20 protein-coding genes and 2 tRNA genes are annotated in these 16665 nt (G+C 65.4%); 1 reads left to right on the top strand and 21 read right to left on the bottom strand.

What is annotated here, in order from left to right:
- Positions 1–363 carry a 50S ribosomal protein L7Ae gene (gene rpl7ae / locus HSR6_RS03875; protein ID WP_070364684.1) on the bottom strand — a complete coding sequence of 121 codons (363 nt, stop codon included), beginning with the start codon at positions 361–363 and terminating at the stop codon, positions 1–3.
- 181 nt (positions 364–544) lie between these two features.
- On the opposite strand from rpl7ae, the gene tmcA reads away from it, so the two are divergent.
- Entirely contained in the window at positions 545–2788 is a 2244-nt protein-coding gene (gene tmcA / locus HSR6_RS03880; protein ID WP_071932857.1) for a tRNA(Met) cytidine acetyltransferase TmcA, read from the top strand.
- On the opposite strand, the gene HSR6_RS03885 is transcribed toward tmcA, so the two are convergent.
- The 20 genes from HSR6_RS03885 to HSR6_RS03980 form a co-directional block, all read right to left on the bottom strand.
- Positions 2785–4539 carry a glutamate--tRNA ligase gene (locus HSR6_RS03885; protein ID WP_070364686.1) on the bottom strand — a complete coding sequence of 585 codons (1755 nt, stop codon included), beginning with the start codon at positions 4537–4539 and terminating at the stop codon, positions 2785–2787. The two genes, tmcA and HSR6_RS03885, sit on opposite strands and share 4 nt — an antisense overlap.
- A gap of 45 nt (positions 4540–4584) precedes the next feature.
- Complete coding sequence (locus HSR6_RS03890) at positions 4585–5637, bottom strand: polyprenyl synthetase family protein (protein ID WP_070364687.1); 1053 nt, start codon at positions 5635–5637, stop codon at positions 4585–4587.
- A 1-nt stretch (position 5638) separates the two neighbouring features.
- A complete protein-coding gene (locus HSR6_RS03895) occupies positions 5639–6985 on the bottom strand; it encodes an RNase J family beta-CASP ribonuclease (RefSeq protein ID WP_070364688.1) in 1347 nt (448 codons plus the stop codon).
- 171 nt (positions 6986–7156) lie between these two features.
- Positions 7157–7918, bottom strand: coding sequence for an isopentenyl phosphate kinase (locus tag HSR6_RS03900; protein ID WP_070364689.1), 762 nt, complete (start codon positions 7916–7918; stop codon positions 7157–7159).
- Positions 7915–8901: a mevalonate kinase gene (mvk, locus tag HSR6_RS03905; protein WP_071932858.1), complete on the bottom strand. Its 987-nt coding sequence runs from the start codon at positions 8899–8901 to the stop codon at positions 7915–7917. The genes HSR6_RS03900 and mvk overlap by 4 nt, the downstream gene beginning before the upstream one ends.
- 44 nt (positions 8902–8945) lie before the next feature.
- Positions 8946–9641, bottom strand: coding sequence for a 30S ribosomal protein S2 (gene rpsB / locus HSR6_RS03910; RefSeq protein ID WP_070364691.1), 696 nt, complete (start codon positions 9639–9641; stop codon positions 8946–8948).
- Entirely contained in the window at positions 9638–10837 is a 1200-nt protein-coding gene (eno, locus tag HSR6_RS03915; RefSeq protein WP_070364692.1) for a phosphopyruvate hydratase, read from the bottom strand. The genes rpsB and eno overlap by 4 nt, the downstream gene beginning before the upstream one ends.
- Positions 10834–11016 carry a DNA-directed RNA polymerase subunit K gene (locus tag HSR6_RS03920; protein ID WP_070364693.1) on the bottom strand — a complete coding sequence of 61 codons (183 nt, stop codon included), beginning with the start codon at positions 11014–11016 and terminating at the stop codon, positions 10834–10836. The genes eno and HSR6_RS03920 overlap by 4 nt, the downstream gene beginning before the upstream one ends.
- Before the next feature lies 1 nt (position 11017).
- Positions 11018–11218: a DNA-directed RNA polymerase subunit N gene (locus HSR6_RS03925; protein WP_070364694.1), complete on the bottom strand. Its 201-nt coding sequence runs from the start codon at positions 11216–11218 to the stop codon at positions 11018–11020.
- A gap of 7 nt (positions 11219–11225) precedes the next feature.
- Complete coding sequence (locus HSR6_RS03930; RefSeq protein ID WP_070364695.1) at positions 11226–11624, bottom strand: 30S ribosomal protein S9; 399 nt, start codon at positions 11622–11624, stop codon at positions 11226–11228.
- On the bottom strand, positions 11618–12055 hold the full coding sequence (locus tag HSR6_RS03935) for a 50S ribosomal protein L13 (protein ID WP_071932859.1): 438 nt from the start codon (positions 12053–12055) through the stop codon (positions 11618–11620). Before HSR6_RS03935 ends, HSR6_RS03930 begins: the two co-directional genes overlap by 7 nt.
- A complete protein-coding gene (locus HSR6_RS03940; RefSeq protein WP_070364697.1) occupies positions 12052–12405 on the bottom strand; it encodes a 50S ribosomal protein L18e in 354 nt (117 codons plus the stop codon). Before HSR6_RS03940 ends, HSR6_RS03935 begins: the two co-directional genes overlap by 4 nt.
- Before the next feature lie 24 nt (positions 12406–12429).
- Positions 12430–12514: transfer RNA gene (locus tag HSR6_RS03945), tRNA-Leu, on the bottom strand.
- Between the two features lie 128 nt (positions 12515–12642).
- The gene (locus tag HSR6_RS03950; protein ID WP_070364698.1) at positions 12643–13389 is read right to left on the bottom strand and encodes a DNA-directed RNA polymerase subunit D; all 747 of its coding nucleotides are present in this window, start codon (positions 13387–13389) and stop codon (positions 12643–12645) included.
- 1 nt (position 13390) lies between these two features.
- Positions 13391–13777, bottom strand: coding sequence for a 30S ribosomal protein S11 (locus HSR6_RS03955; protein ID WP_070364699.1), 387 nt, complete (start codon positions 13775–13777; stop codon positions 13391–13393).
- 6 nt (positions 13778–13783) lie between these two features.
- Positions 13784–14296 carry a 30S ribosomal protein S4 gene (locus tag HSR6_RS03960; RefSeq protein WP_070364700.1) on the bottom strand — a complete coding sequence of 171 codons (513 nt, stop codon included), beginning with the start codon at positions 14294–14296 and terminating at the stop codon, positions 13784–13786.
- Positions 14296–14799 carry a 30S ribosomal protein S13 gene (locus tag HSR6_RS03965; protein WP_070364701.1) on the bottom strand — a complete coding sequence of 168 codons (504 nt, stop codon included), beginning with the start codon at positions 14797–14799 and terminating at the stop codon, positions 14296–14298. The genes HSR6_RS03960 and HSR6_RS03965 overlap by 1 nt, the downstream gene beginning before the upstream one ends.
- Before the next feature lie 16 nt (positions 14800–14815).
- Positions 14816–14898 (bottom strand) — tRNA-Ser (locus tag HSR6_RS03970).
- 119 nt (positions 14899–15017) lie between these two features.
- Positions 15018–16034, bottom strand: a complete 1017-nt coding sequence (gene moaA, locus HSR6_RS03975) for a GTP 3',8-cyclase MoaA (protein ID WP_083426093.1) — start codon at positions 16032–16034, stop codon at positions 15018–15020.
- A gap of 76 nt (positions 16035–16110) precedes the next feature.
- Positions 16111–16539, bottom strand: a complete 429-nt coding sequence (locus tag HSR6_RS03980; RefSeq protein ID WP_071932860.1) for a CBS domain-containing protein — start codon at positions 16537–16539, stop codon at positions 16111–16113.
- Positions 16540–16665 lie beyond the last annotated feature (126 nt).

Consider the following 16665-nt stretch of genomic DNA (forward strand, 5'->3'; position numbering starts at 1 on the left):
CTATTGCAGGTCCTCGACCTTGGTTGCGATGTCCTCGACGTCGGCGTCAGCCTCGCCGGCGTCGACGATGGCGGCGGCCGCGCTCCCGACTTCGAGACCACAGGCGTGCCCGATGTCGTCCTGGGTGTCCACGAAGACACAGGCGATGCCCTTCTCCTCGGCGAGTTCGGGGAGGTGCATGACGATTTCCTCGGGGGAGACGTCCTCGGCCACGAAGACGAGTCCGGCGTTCCCGCGCTCGACAGCCTTGGTCGTCTCGTTTGTCCCTTTCTTGATGCGTCCGGTGTCGCGGGCGACCTCGAGAGCCTCGAGGGCTCGGTCCTGAAGGTCACCTGGTACGTCGTAGTCTACGTATACTGGCATAGTGTATCACCGCTCCCACAGAGGGGCTTTCGCTCCCCCGCCGATCGTTCCTGAGGCTGGAAGCATCATCGTCCCCTGTGAGGTGTACTGCAAGGTGAGCACCCCGTGCTTAAAAGCGTGTCCAAAGCCGGGAAGCTCCTGGATGGAAACGCCCTTGCCGCGGGGCGTGCAGCACTCTCCCATGGACTGGGGCGTGGCCGGTGGGCTGGCAGCGGAGGCCGGACGCTTTGACGAGCGACGCCTCCTCGTGCTCGCGGGCGGGCCGGATTCGGAGCCACTGGCGGCGGCCAGACAGGCCCTGGATGCAGCAGCCGTCCCGATGGCCGAAACTTCCTACGTCGGGCCTGAATCGGCCCTTCCCTGTGAGCATGTACCCTTCGACCAGGCGGATTCGCTGCTCGGGACGACCCGGGATGCGGTGGTCCTCGACTGCCGGACGGCTTGCCGACCCAACGTTCTTGGAACCGTGGTCGGTGCCGTCGACGGTGGCGGCCTCCTTCTCCTGCTGACCCCGCCACTCGATGACTGGGCGAGACGGCGAGACGACTTCGACGAGACGCTGGCTGTTCCACCGGATTCGCTCCAGGACGTGACCGGCCACTTTCGCTCGCGACTCGTGCAGACCCTCCGTGTGCACCCCGGTATCGCCATCCTCGACCTCGATACGGACACGGTTCAGCAGGATGGGCTCACAGATTCAGCGCCGCGCTTGCCACCCGACCCGATTCAGCGACCACCCGGGGCCGAGGCCGTGCCCCAGGCGATCGTCGACGCCTGTGTGACACAGGACCAGGTCGATGCCATCGCCGAACTCGCCGCGCTTCGATCCGGGCCGCGAGCGGCCGTGCTGGAGGCCGACCGCGGACGGGGCAAATCGAGCGTCGCCGGTCTGCTGGCGGCCTGGTTCGCTGCCGAGGGCGAACGGATCCTCGTCACGGGACCCAGCGAGCGTGCGGCCGAGGCCTTTTTCGACCGCGTCGAGGACCTCCTGGGGGTTCTCGATCCGGAATCCCCGTCATCGAACGCCGGCGATCGAACTTTCGAGACGACTACAGGGGGGTGCATTCGGTTCGTCTCCCCCACCTCGCTGTCGGAGCACCTGGAGTCCGCAGACGTCCTCTTCGTCGAGGAGGCAGCCGCGCTCCCCGTTTCGATCCTCGAATCGACGCTGGCCGTCGATCGGCTCGTGTTCACGACGACCGTCCACGGCTACGAGGGTTCGGGTCGTGGATTTGCGGTTCGGTTCCGGGACAGCCTCGAGCAGGCTCGCCACGACCTGCAGGAGGTCTCACTCGTCGAACCGATTCGATACGCTGCCGGCGATCCGATCGAGTCCTGGGCCAGCCGGGCGCTGCTGCTCGGGGCCGGCCCGGTTCCCGGTTCGGTTATCGAAACCGCCTCGCCCGAGTCGGTGTCCTACCGCTCGCTCGACTCCGAAACGCTGCTGGCCGAGGAGCAACTCCTCCGGGAGGTCTTTGGCTTGCTCGTCTCCGCTCACTATCGGACCGAGCCGGACGACCTGGCGCGACTGCTCGATGGCTCGAACCTGGCCGTTCGGGCGTTGCTTCAGGACGGACACGTCGTGTCGGTGGCGCTCGTGGCCCGGGAAGGTGGACTTCCGAAAGCGACCCGAGAACAGGTCTCACACGGCGAGCGGATTCGTGGGAACATGCTCCCGGACGTGTTGATGAGCCAGCTCAGAGACGAGGACGCTGGTGGCCCGGTGGGGATTCGAGTGGTTCGAATCGCAACCCACCACGCCGTCCGGGGACGGGGGCTCGGAAGCCATCTCCTGGACGAACTGGATGTGGAGTTCGCCCCAGTCGTCGACTGGATCGGTTCCGGATTCGGCGCGACCCCGGAACTCGTCAGGTTCTGGCGGGAGAACGGGTTTCGCGCGGTCCACCTCTCGACGGGCCGAAACGAGCGGAGCGGCGAGCATTCGGTGCTGGTGATCCGCGGCACGTCCCCGGTCGGCCACGAGATCGAAACCGCCCACGGCTCCTGGTTTGCCGGCCGCATCCGGGGAGTCCTCCGTGACGCACTCTCCGAGGTCGATCCGGACGTGATCCGAGCGACCCTGGCCGCGACGGCCCAGCCGCCCCCGCTCTCGATAACGCCACACCAGTGGCGGGTCATCGCCGGCGCTGCCTTCGGCCCCGGACTCTACAGCGTGGACCCGGAGCCGTTCCGGAAACTAATCGCCCACGCGCTGATCGACGGCGGGGTCGACCTCTCGGACACGAGAGAGCGACTGCTCGTCGAGGGATTGTTGCAGGGCCGTCCCTGGGAGCAGGTGGCGACCGACCTGGAGTACGTCTCGCGGGCCGCGGCCATGCGGGCACTCGGCCGGGCGTTACAGCCGCTCGTGCGTGAGTACGGAAGCGATGTGGCTCAGTCGGAACGGCGGCGCTACGAGAACTAGGGGTGGGTGAAGTAGGTCACCGTCTCCTCGCCGTCTCGGCCGTCGATGCGGGCGAAGCCGACCCGTTCGAACTGGACCAGGTCGTCGGGCTCGTACTCCCGGAGACCGGGTTCGGCCCACCCGCGGACGACCCCTTCCATCGTGTGCATTCGGACGGGTACTGACTCGGCCGCCGGCACCCAGTGCACGACGGGCACGTCCCCGTCGGTGACGACCTCCAGCCCGTCACGGGTCGCGACGAGCCGGTCGCCCTCGTTCCGGACCGCGCCGAATCCCTTCAGCCAGACTCGCTCGCCCTCGGCGGGGCGATCTGATTCTTCCAGCCGGACTGCGTCTCCCACGGGGATCTCCCTGGTGCCCCGATCCTCGTGGTCGGGATGCAGCGGCGGTTTGGCCGTGTCCGGGCCGCCCTCGATCGGAAGCGTGACCGCCGAGACCGGCTCCGGGTCACCGTCGGGGTAGGCATCAACTGACTCGCGGACGAAAAACCGCCGGTCGGTCTCGTCGTCGATCAACTCCCGATTTCGTGCATAGACCGTGCTCATCGAGAGGTCGACGTTGCTCGTCGAGGTCCCCAGATCGACCATGGCCGAGACGATGGCCTCCCCGCGAATCCCGCGGCGTTTGACACTCCGGATCGTCGGGGCGCGCGGGTCGTCCCAGCCGTCGAGGTCTCCGGCGTCGATCCGTTCCTTGATCGTCGAGGTGCTCATCGACACGTCGTACTCGTCGATCTGGACGTGTCCCCAGTGGACGACTTCGGGGTACTCCCAGTCGAAGTAGTCATAGACGAACTGCTGGCGTTTGGCCGAATCCTGGAGGTCGATCCCCCGGATGATGTGGGTGACTTCGGTGAGATGGTCGTCGATGCCGGACTGGAAATCCAGCATCGGCCAGCAGCGGTATTCGTTCGCGGCCTCGCGGGGGTGTGGGGTGTCGATCATCCGGAAGGCGACCCAGTCACGCAGCGCGGGGTTCTTGTGAGTGATGTCCGTTTTCACCCGGAGAACCATCTCTCCGGAGTCGTACTCGCCATCGACCATCGCCTCGAACTCCTCGTGAACTGTCTCTGGATCCTTCCCCCGGTGTGGGCAGGCTTCCCCGGCGTTTTTCAGCTCCGAGAACTCCTCCCCGCCGCAGGAGCAGGTATACGCGCCGCCGGCGTCGATGAGCCTTCGGGCGTGGTCGTAGTAGGTTTCGAGTCGATCGCTGGCCCGGAGGACTCGGTCCGGCTCGAACCCCAGGTACTCGATGTCGGCCAGGATCTGGTCGTAGGCCGTGAGGTCCGGTCGCTTGGTCTCCGGGTCGGTGTCGTCGAAGCGACAGATGAAACTCCCGTCGTAGCGCTCCTTGTACGACCCGATCACCGCGGGCATGCGGGCATGGCCCAGGTGCCAGGGGCCGTTGGGGTTCGGCGCGACTCGCATCCGGACCGTACCGTCCTCGGCGTTGGGCAAGTCGGGCAGCGCGTGTTCGTCGGTTTCGTCCTCGGCCTCGAGTTCCTCGATCGCCGCCGGATCGAGGGCTTCGAGGCGGTCGCGTTGCTCGGCCTGGTCGAGGTCGTTGACCGAATCGAGGATCGGGCCGGCGATGGCTGGGATTTCGTCGCCATACTCCCGGAAATCCGGGTTCTCTCCCATGAGCGGGCCCATGATCGCGCCGACCTGGGCCGCACTCTCGTGTTTCAGTGCGTTGTGGAGGGCGTGTTTCTCGATTTCCCGTTCGATTCGGGCACGAAGCTCGTCGTCCATTACGCGGAGGAACTCGACGGTCGCTCAAAGTGATTGGGATTTGCCCTAGTAGGACCGTTCCACGAGGTAGTTGCCGATCTGTGCGAGACGCGTCCGGGCCTCGGTTTCGGGCAGCACGTCGAGTTCGTCGATCCCCTCTGCAACCAGGTCGGCGGCCATGTTTCGGGCGTAATCGATCGACCCCGCGGCTTCGAGTGTCTCGACGGCGGCGTCGATCTCCCGATCCGTGACTGCTTCGGGGTCGTTGGCGTCGATCAGCCCATCGACGTCCACGCCCTGTTCGCGGGCGTGCTGGGTGATCAGGGTTCGCTTCCCTTCGACAAGGTCGCTGCCTCGCTGTTTCCCGAGTACACTACTGGGGGTCGTCAGATCGAGCACGTCGTCCTGGATCTGGAAGGCACGACCGATCGAGCGGCCGTATTCGGTCAGCGCTTCTGTGACTTGGGGGTCCGCGCCGAGAAGCACGCTCGGGATCGAGGCGGCGGCCGCGTAGAGCACGGCCGTCTTTCGGTCGATCATGTCCAGGTACTCCTCGCTGGTGACCGTCTCGCGCTCCTCGAATCCGATGTCGAGGGATTGGCCCTCACAGATACGGGTGCAGGTCGAGGCCAGCGTGTCGACCGCTTCGAGGGCGCGCTCGGCGGGGGCGCCCGTATCGAGCATGATCTCGAAGGCCTTCGAGTACAGGGTATCGCCCGCCAGAATGGCCGTATCCGAACCGAAGGCGACGTGGACCGCCGGTTCGCCACGGCGCATCCGGTCGTCGTCCATGATGTCATCGTGGATGAGCGTGAACGACTGGATGACCTCGACGCTTATCGCCGCGGCGAGCAGGTCGATCCGGTTCTCGTGCTCGACGAGGGTCGGGAACTCCCGGTAATCCGTCGTGCCCGGGTCGGTCTCGGTCAGGGCCTCGCCGGCGACCAGGAGGATCGTCGGGCGCAGGCGTTTGCCGCCGGCCAGGAGGACGTGCCGGGAGGCCTGGTAGAGCCGTTCCGGATCGCCCATCGGGAGGTAGTCGTCGATGTGGGTGTTGACGATCTCCCGACGGTGTTCGATCGCGTCCTCGACCGTCTGGGCCCTGGCCTCGGGATCCATTTTACTCGACGAGCTGGATCCGGTTGCCGTTCCGGGTGATGTGCAGGTCCCGTCCGACCTTGTAGCCCTCGCTCTCGGCCAGGTTTACGTACGGTGCATAGCCCTCCATCTCCTGGTGGGCCGGAATGACGTGTTTGGGGTTGAGCGCCTGGAGCATCTGGTAGTGGCCCTCCTGGTTGAGGTGCCCCGAGACGTGGATCTCGTCGTAGATGCGGGCACCCTGCATGCCCAGCAGCTTCTCGGCCTGGTAGCGCTGGCCCACGTTCGTCGGTTCGGGGATGACCCGGGCCGAGAAGACCACCTTGTCGCCAGATTCGAGTTCGTAGGGGGTCTCGCCGCGGGCCATCCGGGTAAGCATCGCGCGTGGCTCGCCCTGGTGGCCGGTGACGACCGGCAGGAACCGATCCTTGCCCTCGTTCATGATGCGCTTGAACGCCCGATCGACGGACTTGCGGTGGCCGAACATCCCCAGGTCGTCGGGGAAGTCGACATAGCCCATCCGCTCGGCCGCGCCGGAGTAATGCTCCATCGAGCGCCCCAGGAGGATCGGCTGGCGGCCGATCTCCTTGGCGAACTCGACGAGGCTGCTCACCCGCGAGATGTGACTGGAGAAGGTCGTGGCGACGATGCCGCCGTCGTAGTCCTCCATGGACTGCAACGCGTCCTTGAGATGGGTGCGGGCGACGGATTCACTCGGGGTGCGGCCCTTCTTCTGTGCGTTCGTGGTGTCCTCGATGTACGCCAGGACGCCCTCGCCCTCGCGGCCGATCTCGCGGAACCGCTGCATGTCGATCGGGTCCTCGAGGACCGGGTTGTGGTCCAGGCGTTTGTCCAGGCCGTAGACGATCGCGCCCTCGGGCGTGTGCAGCACGGGGTTGATCGCGTCGATGATCGAGTGGGTAACGTGAACGAACTCCAGTTCGAGACCGTTCCCGATCTCCATGGACTCCCCGCCCGACATCTTCACCAGTTCGTTGTCGACCCCGAACTTCTCCTCGCCCTCGATCTGGCCTTTGACCAGTTCGATGGTAAACGGCGAGGCCACGATCGGCGCGTCATAGCGGTGGGCGAGTTTGGAGATCGCACCGATGTGATCGAGGTGGCCGTGTGTCGGCACGATGGCCTTCACGTCGCCCTCGAGTTCGGACATGACTCGGTCGTCCGGAATGGCCCCCATGTCGATGAGGTCCAGGCTGTGCATTCGCTCGGTCTCGACGTTGTCGTGGATGAGGACCTTCGACAGGTTCAGCCCCATGTCGAAGATCACCACGTCGTCGCCGGCCCGCACTGCCGTCATCTGCCGTCCGACTTCCTCGTAACCGCCGATTGTCGCAATTTCGATTTCCATTGTGGATCACTGAAAGCCCGAATGGGCCCGCTCAGTACTGAAACACACCGGCGAGTCGCCACCGTCCCATCCGGCGTCTTGCAGCCGTGACGGGTCAGCGGGTTCTACCCACCGGTGCCAGTTACGTGGACTAATACTCCCATCTCCTATAAAGCACCTGATCCTGACGGGTCACTGCGAGGAGCCGTCGATTCGCGTGCCTGGAGCCCCCGAGCCGAGGAAGGCGGCCAGTCCGTCGGGGTCGAAGATCTGGGCGGGGGTGTCCAGGTCGAGCAAGGCCCGGACTTTGCCGGCCATTCCGCCAGTCACGTCGGTGGCGTCGCTTCCCGAGAGCACTCCTTCGACGGCGTCGAACCGCTCTATCTCCGGAATCACGTCCTCGTCCTCGTCCAATACTCCTGGAACAGTGGTGCACAGCCCGACCGACTGGGCGGCAAGCGACGCCGCGAGGCTGACCACGAGTTCGTCGCCGCTGACGATGGTCGCCCCGGCGTCGACGGTGGTGAACACGTCCCCATGGAGGACCGGCACGAATCCCTCTCCGAGCATCGTCTCGATTGCGCCCGTCGGTTGCACGACTGCACCCGACTCATCCCGGTAGCCTGCCGAGAAGGGGCGAACCGGAACGGCGGGAACTCCCGCCTCGTGGAGGGCGTCGAGGACTGCCTCGTTGAGTCGGCCCATCGCGGCGTGAATTTCGCTGATCGCAGTCGTGTCGTGGGTTCCACTCGCCAGTGAGACCCCAGCCTGCGCGGCCGCTGGATGGCCGAAGGAGCCACCCCCGTGGACGATGACCAGCGAATCGACGGCCGCCTCGCCGATCGTCGCGGCCACGGCGTCGAGTTTCGACTCGTCCACCGTCTCGGGCTGGTCCTTTCGTGTGATGACACTCCCGCCGAGTTTGAGGACGACTGGTCCGGCGCGCTCGCTCATTGTTCGCGGCACACTCCCTCGGTGTCGAGTTCGGCCCGGAACGCCTCGGCACAGGCCGGGGAGTACTTTAGGGCCGTCTCGGTCGCGTCTGTCTCGTCGAGAGCGACGATACACCCGCCGCCGCCGGCCCCGGTAAGCTTCGCGCCCGCTGCACCGGCATCCCGGGCAGCCCAGACCATCGCGTCGAGAGAGCGGGATGAAACGCCGAGTGCGGCGAGCAGGCCGTGATTGAAGTTCATGAGTCGACCGAGTTCCGTCGTGTCCTCGGCTTCGAGGGCGTCGATGCCCTGCTCGACCAGGTCGCCGATCGACTCGACGGTGTCGGCCGCGAATGGGTAGGTCTCGCGAAGCGAGCGCACGCCCGAGACGAGCGCACCCGTGTCTCCTGCACCGCCGTCGTAGCCGACCACGAAGGGGAGGTCTGGTGCTGCGATCCGCTCACAGTTGTCGCCCTCCACGAGCACGGCGCCGCCCATCGTGGAACAAAAGGTGTCCGCCCTGGAGGCCTGGCCGTCCTGGACGGTATGCTCGACCTGGTAGGCCCGGTCGGCGATCTCCTCGCGGTCGAGTTCGACCCCGAGTGCTCGCGTTGCGGCGTCGATGGTCGCGACGACGACGGCCGCCGAGGAGCCCAGGCCGGCCCCCAGCGGGATCGAACTCTCGACGTGCACGTCGAAGCCCGCATTCGGGGCGTCCGCGGCGTCACGTGCCTGGGCGATGGCCTCGTCGACGTAGCCCATCGCGGCTTCCACGAGGTCCTCGGTCACGTCCACTTCCGGGGTGCCCGCCGTCGAGCCGTCGTACTCGACGGTGAACCCTTCGAGACTCAGATCCTGGGCGCGAACGCGAAGCCGCTCGTCGGCACGCTTTTCGACCGTGACGGTCGCTCGTCGCTCGATCGCACAGGGGACCGCCGGCTCGCCGTAGACGACTGCATGCTCCCCGAAGAGGTATACCTTGCCCGGGGCGCTGGATGTGGCCATACTGCTTCTCGGTCCCGGGGGCTAAAAAACGCTTGAGTACCCAGTCAGATCTCGCTCTCTTCGAAGTCCTCGAGGGCGTAGGCCGGCTCCGCGCCGCGGCGGTCGAGCACTTCGTTGCCGAGCAACCAGTAGACGACCGAGAGGGCCCGACGACCCTTGTTGTTCGTCGGGATGACCAGGTCGACGTTGCTGGTCGCGTTGTTCGAGTCACACATCGCGATGACCGGAATCCCGACGGTGATGGCCTCCTTGACGGCCTGTGCGTCGCCGATGGGGTCGGTCACGACCACGACGTCGGGCTCGATGTACCCGTCGTACTGCGGATTCGTCAGCGTCCCCGGGATGAAGCGCCCGGTGCGGGCCCGTGCGCCGACCGCCTCGGCGAACTTCTCGGCCGGATAGCGGCCGTACTGTCGCGAGGAGGTCACGAGGATCTGCTCGGGGTTGTAGTTGTCCAGGAAGTCCGCGGCGGTGCGGATCCGCTGGTCGGTCTTGCTCACGTCAAGGACGTATAGCCCGTCGGTCCGGACCCGGTGGATGAACCGCTCCATGTCACTGGTCTTCTGCTGGGTGCCGATGTGCACCCCCGCGCCGAGGTACTCCTCGACGGGGATCAGCAGGTCGGGGTCCGACGCCGCCATGACGTCCTCGGTCTGTGCCTCCTCGTCGGCCTCCGCTGTGTCGGTGGGCTCCTCGGGGGCCTCGAGGGTCGTCTCGTCAGGTGTCTCGCGTTCGCTCATGATGTACCGTCGCCGATTCGAATGAGTTCGTTGAGTTTTGCAGTTCGCTCGCCCCCGACCGCTCCCGTCTTGATGAACGGGGCGTCGGTCGCGACGGCGAGGTGTGCGATGGTGGTGTCCTCGGTCTCGCCCGAACGGTGGGAGATGACTGGATCGTAGCCCGACCGCTGGGCCAGTTCGACCGCGTCCACGGTGTCGCTGAGGGTCCCGATCTGGTTTGGCTTGATCAGGATGCTGTTGGCCGCGCCGCGTTCGATGCCCTCGGCGAGTCGCGCCGTGTTGGTCACGAAGAGGTCATCGCCACAGATCAGGGTTCGATCGCCGACCTGGTCGGTCAACTCGGCAAAGCCATCGAAGTCGTTCTCGTCGAGGGGATCCTCGACGTAGACCAGATCGTACTCCCGGACCATCTCCGCGACGTACTCGATCTGTTCGGCGGTGGACTTGCTGTCCGTGCCGTACTGGTACGCGCCGTCCTCGTAGAGCTCCGCGGCGGCCACGTCCAGGCCGAACCCGATCTCGAAGCCGAACGAATCCGCGACGCTGTCGGTCGCCTCGGCCATGATCTCGAAAGCAACGTCCTCCGTGATCGACGGGGCCCAGGCCCCTTCGTCTCCCTTCGCGGGGGCCTCCCCACGATCTCGAAGTAGCTCGCCGGCCGTCTGGTGCACGGCCGCGTTCGCGAAGACCGCATCGCGAATACTCGGTGCGCCGATCGGGGCGGCCAGGAACTCCTGGATCGCGGTCGCCTCGGCGGCGTGTTCGCCGCCGCCGATAATGTTCCCAAGCGGCGTCGGGAACGACCGGCCACGGAATGCGCCGCCGAGATGCTGGTACAGCGGCGCGCCAAGCACGTCCGCCGCGGCCTTCGCGGCGGCCATGCTGATGGCGACGGCGCTGTTGGCGCCGATCTCCGAGAAGTCCTCGGTGCCGTCGGCCGCATGCAGGATCTGGTCGATCTCCCGCTGGTCGCCGACGTAGGCGGCCCCTTCGAGACGCGGAATCGCGTGCTCGCGGGCCGCGGCGATGGCCTCCTCGACCGGTCGCTCGACGGCCTCGTGTTCGCCGGTCGACGCGCCGCTCGGGGCGGCCGCGCGACCGAATCCGCCTGAGGCGGTCTCGATATCCGCCTCGACGGTCTTGTTGCCCCGGGAGTCCAGGATCGGCCGGAGCCGAACTGATTCGATCAGCGTCATGTGCGCTCCCGCCGGACCGTAAACGGAAGGGCCGACTGATCGTACTCCTCGGCGGCGATGAGGATCGGTTCGGTCTGATCGGTGTCGATCAGCACCGGGGCGCCATAGGAGATCTGCAGCGCCCGTGCGCCGAGGATCCGGGCCTTCTCGTAGCGGTTGTAGCGTTGTTGCGTGGACATGTTACTGGTACGGGGAGACGACGTCGACCAGATCCTCGTGGGAGACGAGCATCCGCCGACAGCAGTGGCGTTCGACGCCCAGGTCATCAAGCACCTGCTCCGGGTCCTCGTCGCCGTCCAACGTGGAGGCTCGGGCCTCGTACTCCTCCCAGTACTCGCCCACCGTGTTGCCGCACGTGAAACAGCGGACTGGGACCATCATGGGTGAATCACCGGTAGGACTTCTGGTAGCGCGCCCGGGCACCGGGGCCGCCCCACTTCTTGGGTTCGGGCTGGCGCACGTCGTTGACCAGCAGGGTGCGGTCGAACTCCATGAACGCGTCCCGGAGTTCGGCGTCGCCGAAGAACTCCACGAGGCCACGCGAGATGGCGGTCCGGACCGCATCTGCCTGGCCGGCGAAGCCGCCACCCTCCACGGTCACGTCGATGTCGACCTGCTCGCGAAGTTCCGCATCCGCGATGCGGAACGGTTCGAGCATCTTCAGCCGCGACATCTCCGGTTCTACCAGTTCGATGGGCGTCGAGTTGATTCGCACACGACCCTCCCCATCGCTGACGGTCGCCCGCGCGATGGCCGTCTTCTTCTTTCCGCTCGTGTTTGTTACCATGTGACGTTCGCTCCGAGGTGTTCTGCCACCGTTCCGAGGGTGATAAAGCGGGTGGTCGAAAGTCGGTCGATCGAAGTGTCATCGAGGACCGACGCGTCCTTGTCGTGGGGGTTGCCCACGTAGACCCGGACGTTCGACAGCGCCGTTCGGCCCCGATCCTTCTTGTAGGGGACCATCCCACGGATGGTTCGCTTGAAGATCCGGTCCGGTCGTCGCGGATAGGCCGGGCCCCGGTCGGAGCCCAGTTCGGCGCGGGTCCGGTACTTCTCGAGGATGTCTTCGCGCCGGCCCGTGATGACTGCTTCTTCAGCGTTGACGACTGCGATGCGATCGCCAGCGAGGGCGCGTTCGGCGACCTGTGTCGCCACGCGGCCCATCACGCAATCGCGGGCGTCGACGACCAGATCGGCGTCGAATTCCGCGAGACTCATGCGATCACCCGCACGTTACTGCCCTCTGGGTTTTCTTCGAGTGCCTGTTCGAGGTGGAGTACTTCGCCGTCCGCGTGTTCGATTTTCGTTCGGGCGGAGCTGGAGAAGTCGACGGCCGCAACCGTGACCGACTTCCGCAGCGCGCCGGACCCGAGCACCTTGCCCGGGACGACGATCGTCTCGTCCTCCGTCGCGTACCGTTCGATACGACTCAGATTGACCTCGGCGTGAGAGCGGCGCGGCTTCTCGAGCCGGCCGGCCACGTCCCGCCAGATGTCCGCGCCCGTCTCGCGGGCCACGGACTTGCATTCGGCGATGAGGCTGCTGAGTCTGGGACTTGTCTTGCTCATTACGGTGTGGAAAAGTGTGGTGAGTGCAGGGAGCAGGATTTGAACCTGCGAACCCCTACGGGACAGCGCCCTGAACGCTGCGCCTTTGGCCTGACTCGGCTACCCCTGCACGCGGTTTCGCTCGCGATACCTGGTTGGGGCCGCCCCTTCAAACCCGTTTCGATCGGGCGCCACGACGCAGTCGCTCCTGGGGTCGGGGCGACCGTCGCGGTGGATTGGGGCGGCGTATTCATAGCTCTACAGTGAGACGGCTGTTTCGAGTTCGTCGGCTCGGTCATACAGCGAGTCGACAGCCCGGGACACGAGTTCCGTGACCGGCATCGAGCCGTCGGTCTCGACGTGGAACACGAAGGCGTTCGGCACGTCACGAACCGCGACCTCCTGCTCTGGATACCGGTTCCGAAGGTCGTTGTCGAACTCCTCGGTCGTGATCAACTCGCCGTCTTCCTCGATGACGCCGCGGACGATCTGTGTCTCGTCCGCGCCGTACTCGTCGGCCTCGCCGAGAACCTCGACTTCCTGGAGGTGGCGATAGCCCACGGCGATGCCACCCTGGTGTTTGGCGTGATCACGGCCGCTGCCCAGGACGGCATCGGCTTCGATCTCGAGTCGCTGGTCCTCCTTGAGTTCGATGATCGGAATCCCGTCTTCGGCGGGTTCGACCATCGGATCCTTGGAGACCAGATCGCCCGAGTACGCCGTTCCGGGACCCTCGACGTCGAGGGCCAGCGTGACGACATCGCCCGCCTCGAACTCGCCCTCGGGGGTGGTCAACGGGACCAGGCCCAGCCGAAGTGCGAGCTGTTCGTCGAACATCACACTGGAGTTCTCGACGAACCGAACCGTATCGATCGAGAGGGTCGGCACGTCGGCCAGCATCGCGCGGCGGATGCCGTTTGCCAGGTCCGGGGTGATCCCCCTGACGAGGAACCTGGCTTCCCGGTCGCCGGATTCGATGAACTCGACCTCGAAGGTGTCTGCCATGTTAGAATCCAGAGTTCTTCGGTGCCCGGGTGCCGTCGTGCGGGATCGGGGTCACGTCCTCGATCCGGCCGATTTCGAGGCCCGCTCGTGCGAGCGCTCGAATCGCGGCCTGTGCCCCGGGGCCGGGGTTCTGCTGTTGATTGCCACCCGGTCCACGTACGCGGACGTGGACGCCTTCTACTCCCTGTTCCATCACCGTCTCGGCGATCTTCTCGGCCATCTGCATGGCCGCGTAGGGGGAGGCCTCGTCCCGGTTCTGCTTGACGACCGCGCCACCACTCGACTTGGCCAGGGTCTCGGCCCCGGTCTGGTCGGTGATGGTCATGATCGTGTTGTTGAACGAGGCGTGGATGTGTGCGATACCCCACGTGGAATCCTCATTTGCCATGTATGATCACTCCTGTGCGGATGCGCGTTCGGGGTGTAGTTCGTCCGCGAGCGCGCTGTTCTCGTCGAAGGCAACGTCGTCTTCCTCGGCCACTTCGACGGTGTAGGAGGGCGTGGTGACCCGCTGCCCGTCGATGGTGACGTGTCCGTGGTTGACGAACTGTCGTGCCTGGGCGACCGTGTTCGCCAGGCCCTTGCGGTAGGCGACTGTCTGCAGTCGGCGTTCGAGGACGTCCGTCACGTCGAGTGACAGCACGTCGTCGAGGCCTTCGTCGGCGTCGAGAATGCCGTAGCGCTGGAGCCGTTCGATGAACTCCTCGCCGGACTCCTCGTCGACCCGACCGAGCAGGCGTCGCGCCTCGCGGCGGTACTTGCGCAGCTCGGACTGGGCTCGCCAGAGTTCCTCCTTGTTCTTGAGGCCGTACCGGCCGATGAGGTCCCCCTCCTCGGCGATGCGTTCACCCTGGTATGGGTGATTCGGCGTCTCGTAGAATTTGGTGTTCTCTCCTGGAAGTGCCATTATTCACCTGCCTCCTCTTCTGCCTGTTCTTCGCGAATCTCCTCGACGTTCACGCCGATCGTGCCCTCGGTCCGGCCAGTGGACTTGGTCCGCTGACCGCGTACCTTCTGGCCTCGCTCGTGACGCACGCCGCGATAGGACCGGATCATCCGCATCCGATTGATGTCCTCATCGCGGGTGAGCGCCACGTCCGAACCCGTAAGGTGGCCACTTTCGCCGGTGTAGAAGTCCTTCTGACGGTTGGTGAGCCAGTCGGGGACGTGTGTGTCGAAGTCCTCGACTGCCTCGACGATCTGTTCGATCACGTCGTCGTCGAGGGCCCCAATCGTGGCCTGCCGGTCGACGTCGGCCACGTCGGCGATGACTCGGGCCGCCCGTCGTCCGATGCCACTCATCTCGGTGAGGGCGCGCTCGACGGACTTCGTCCCGTCGAGGTCGGTCTGTCCGATGCGGACGAAGTATCGAATCTCCTCGTCCGCTTCCTCTGTGTCTTCCGTGCTCATAGTTGGATATCGAAAGCGTCGTGGCGGGGATTTGAACCCCGGAGGCTTACGCCACAGAGTTAGCAACCCTGCGCCTTGACCAGGCTAGGCTACCACGACGCGCGTTCGGTATTGTCGCCCTTCCGGACTCGGGGCATACACCCCTACAGTACCTGCGATGGGTTCTATCCCCCTCTGTCACTTAAGTCCCTCGGAACGTCGGCCCGCGGGGCAGGAAACTAGTCGTCGTTGCCGACCGTTGCGGGTGCCGGGATCGCCGATCCGGCGTCTTCCGATTCGGGTACCGCATAGGCCTCGTTTTCAACCCACTCGCCGTCCTCGTTCTGGACCATGTACGCGCCGTAGTAGGGCACTCGATTTTTGACCGTCGCCTCGAAGGTTGCCGCGATCTCCTCCCGGGTCATCTCGCCCATCGACCGGAGGTCGTCAGTACGGTTGAGACAGCCCTTGAGCCGGCCATCCGGAGTCACGCGTACGCGATGACAATTTTCACAGAACTCCCGGTTCTCCACGGGATCGACGATCTCGACCATGCCGCCGTTCACGAAGTACCGGTTGCGATGGTGCATCTCCCGGGTCTCCACGCGGTCGGCCCGCTCCTCGAGCCAGTCGTGAACCCGGTCGATGTCGATGGCCCATTCGGGGTTCTGGACCAGTTCGGGCATGAATTCGATGAGCTGGAGGCGCAGGCCGTCGTTCTCGGCGACGAAGTCGACCATGTCCTCGACGTGTGGGGCGGTCTGTTCGAAGACGACCATGTTGAGTTTGACCGGCGTGAGTCCGGCCTCGACGGCCGCCCGGACCCCCTCAAGAACCCGCTCGTAGGCCCCGCTCTTCGTGATTTCCTTGAACGCCTCGGCATCCAGAGCGTCCTGGGAGACGTTGACCCGTTCGAGTCCGGCGGCCTTGAGATCCGCCGCCCGATCCGGGAGAAAACTCCCGTTGGTCGTCAGCGAGGCCTCCATCCCGTCCGGGACCCGGCGGATGATCTCCTCTAAGTCCTCCCGGAGCATCGGTTCCCCGCCGGTGAATTTGACCTTCTCGACACCGTACTCCCGGACGACCTCCAGAAACCGGATCACCTCGTCGGCACTCATCTCCTCGCCCTGGGGGTCCATCGGTCCTCGCGTGTCCCCGAGCCCCTCGTTGTGACAGTAGACACAGTCGAAATTGCAACGATCGGTCAGGGAGACCCGAACGTCGGTAACTTCCCGACCGAAATCGTCCTCGAGCATAGCCGGTAATCGTATCCGTAAGGCCTTAACTCCGGGGGTATGAGCGAGCTCACGTAACCGAAAATGGGTTCGTCGGTCACTCCGTCGGCTCGTACTCCGGGGACTGGGACTCGATGACCGTCGCGATGTCCTCGAGCATCCGCCCGACTGTCGCCACCACGTCATCGAGCGTGGCGATGCCGACGAGGTCGCCGGTGTCGTCGACGACTGGAATCCGCCGGACGTGACCCTCGGCCATCGTGGCCGGCAGGTCACAGGCGGTCGCGTCCTGGTGGATGGTTACCGGATCGGCGGACATGACCTGCTTTGCAGTTACGGCTTCCAGATCCTGAAAGTCGGCCATCGCCATGGCGATGTCCCGGTCAGTCACGATCCCGACTGGCTTGTCCGCCTCGACGATCACCAGTGCCCCGAGGTCCTCCGTCCGCATCAACTCGACTAACTCCGGGAGTGGCGTGTTCTTGCGGGCCGTTACGGCGTCGACTGCGAGTGTTCCGACGGGCATGACTCGGCTGCAACTACGGAACCTGTTGGCAAATAACCATTCGTCGGCTGTCACGTTCTGGGAAACGTTCCGGCCAACGCTCTAGGCCTTGCCAAACACAACCCTTATTCACGGTTCGCGGTTACG

Origin of the sequence: Halodesulfurarchaeum formicicum (assembly GCF_001886955.1) — an archaeon.
Lineage (GTDB): Archaea > Halobacteriota > Halobacteria > Halobacteriales > Halobacteriaceae > Halodesulfurarchaeum > Halodesulfurarchaeum formicicum.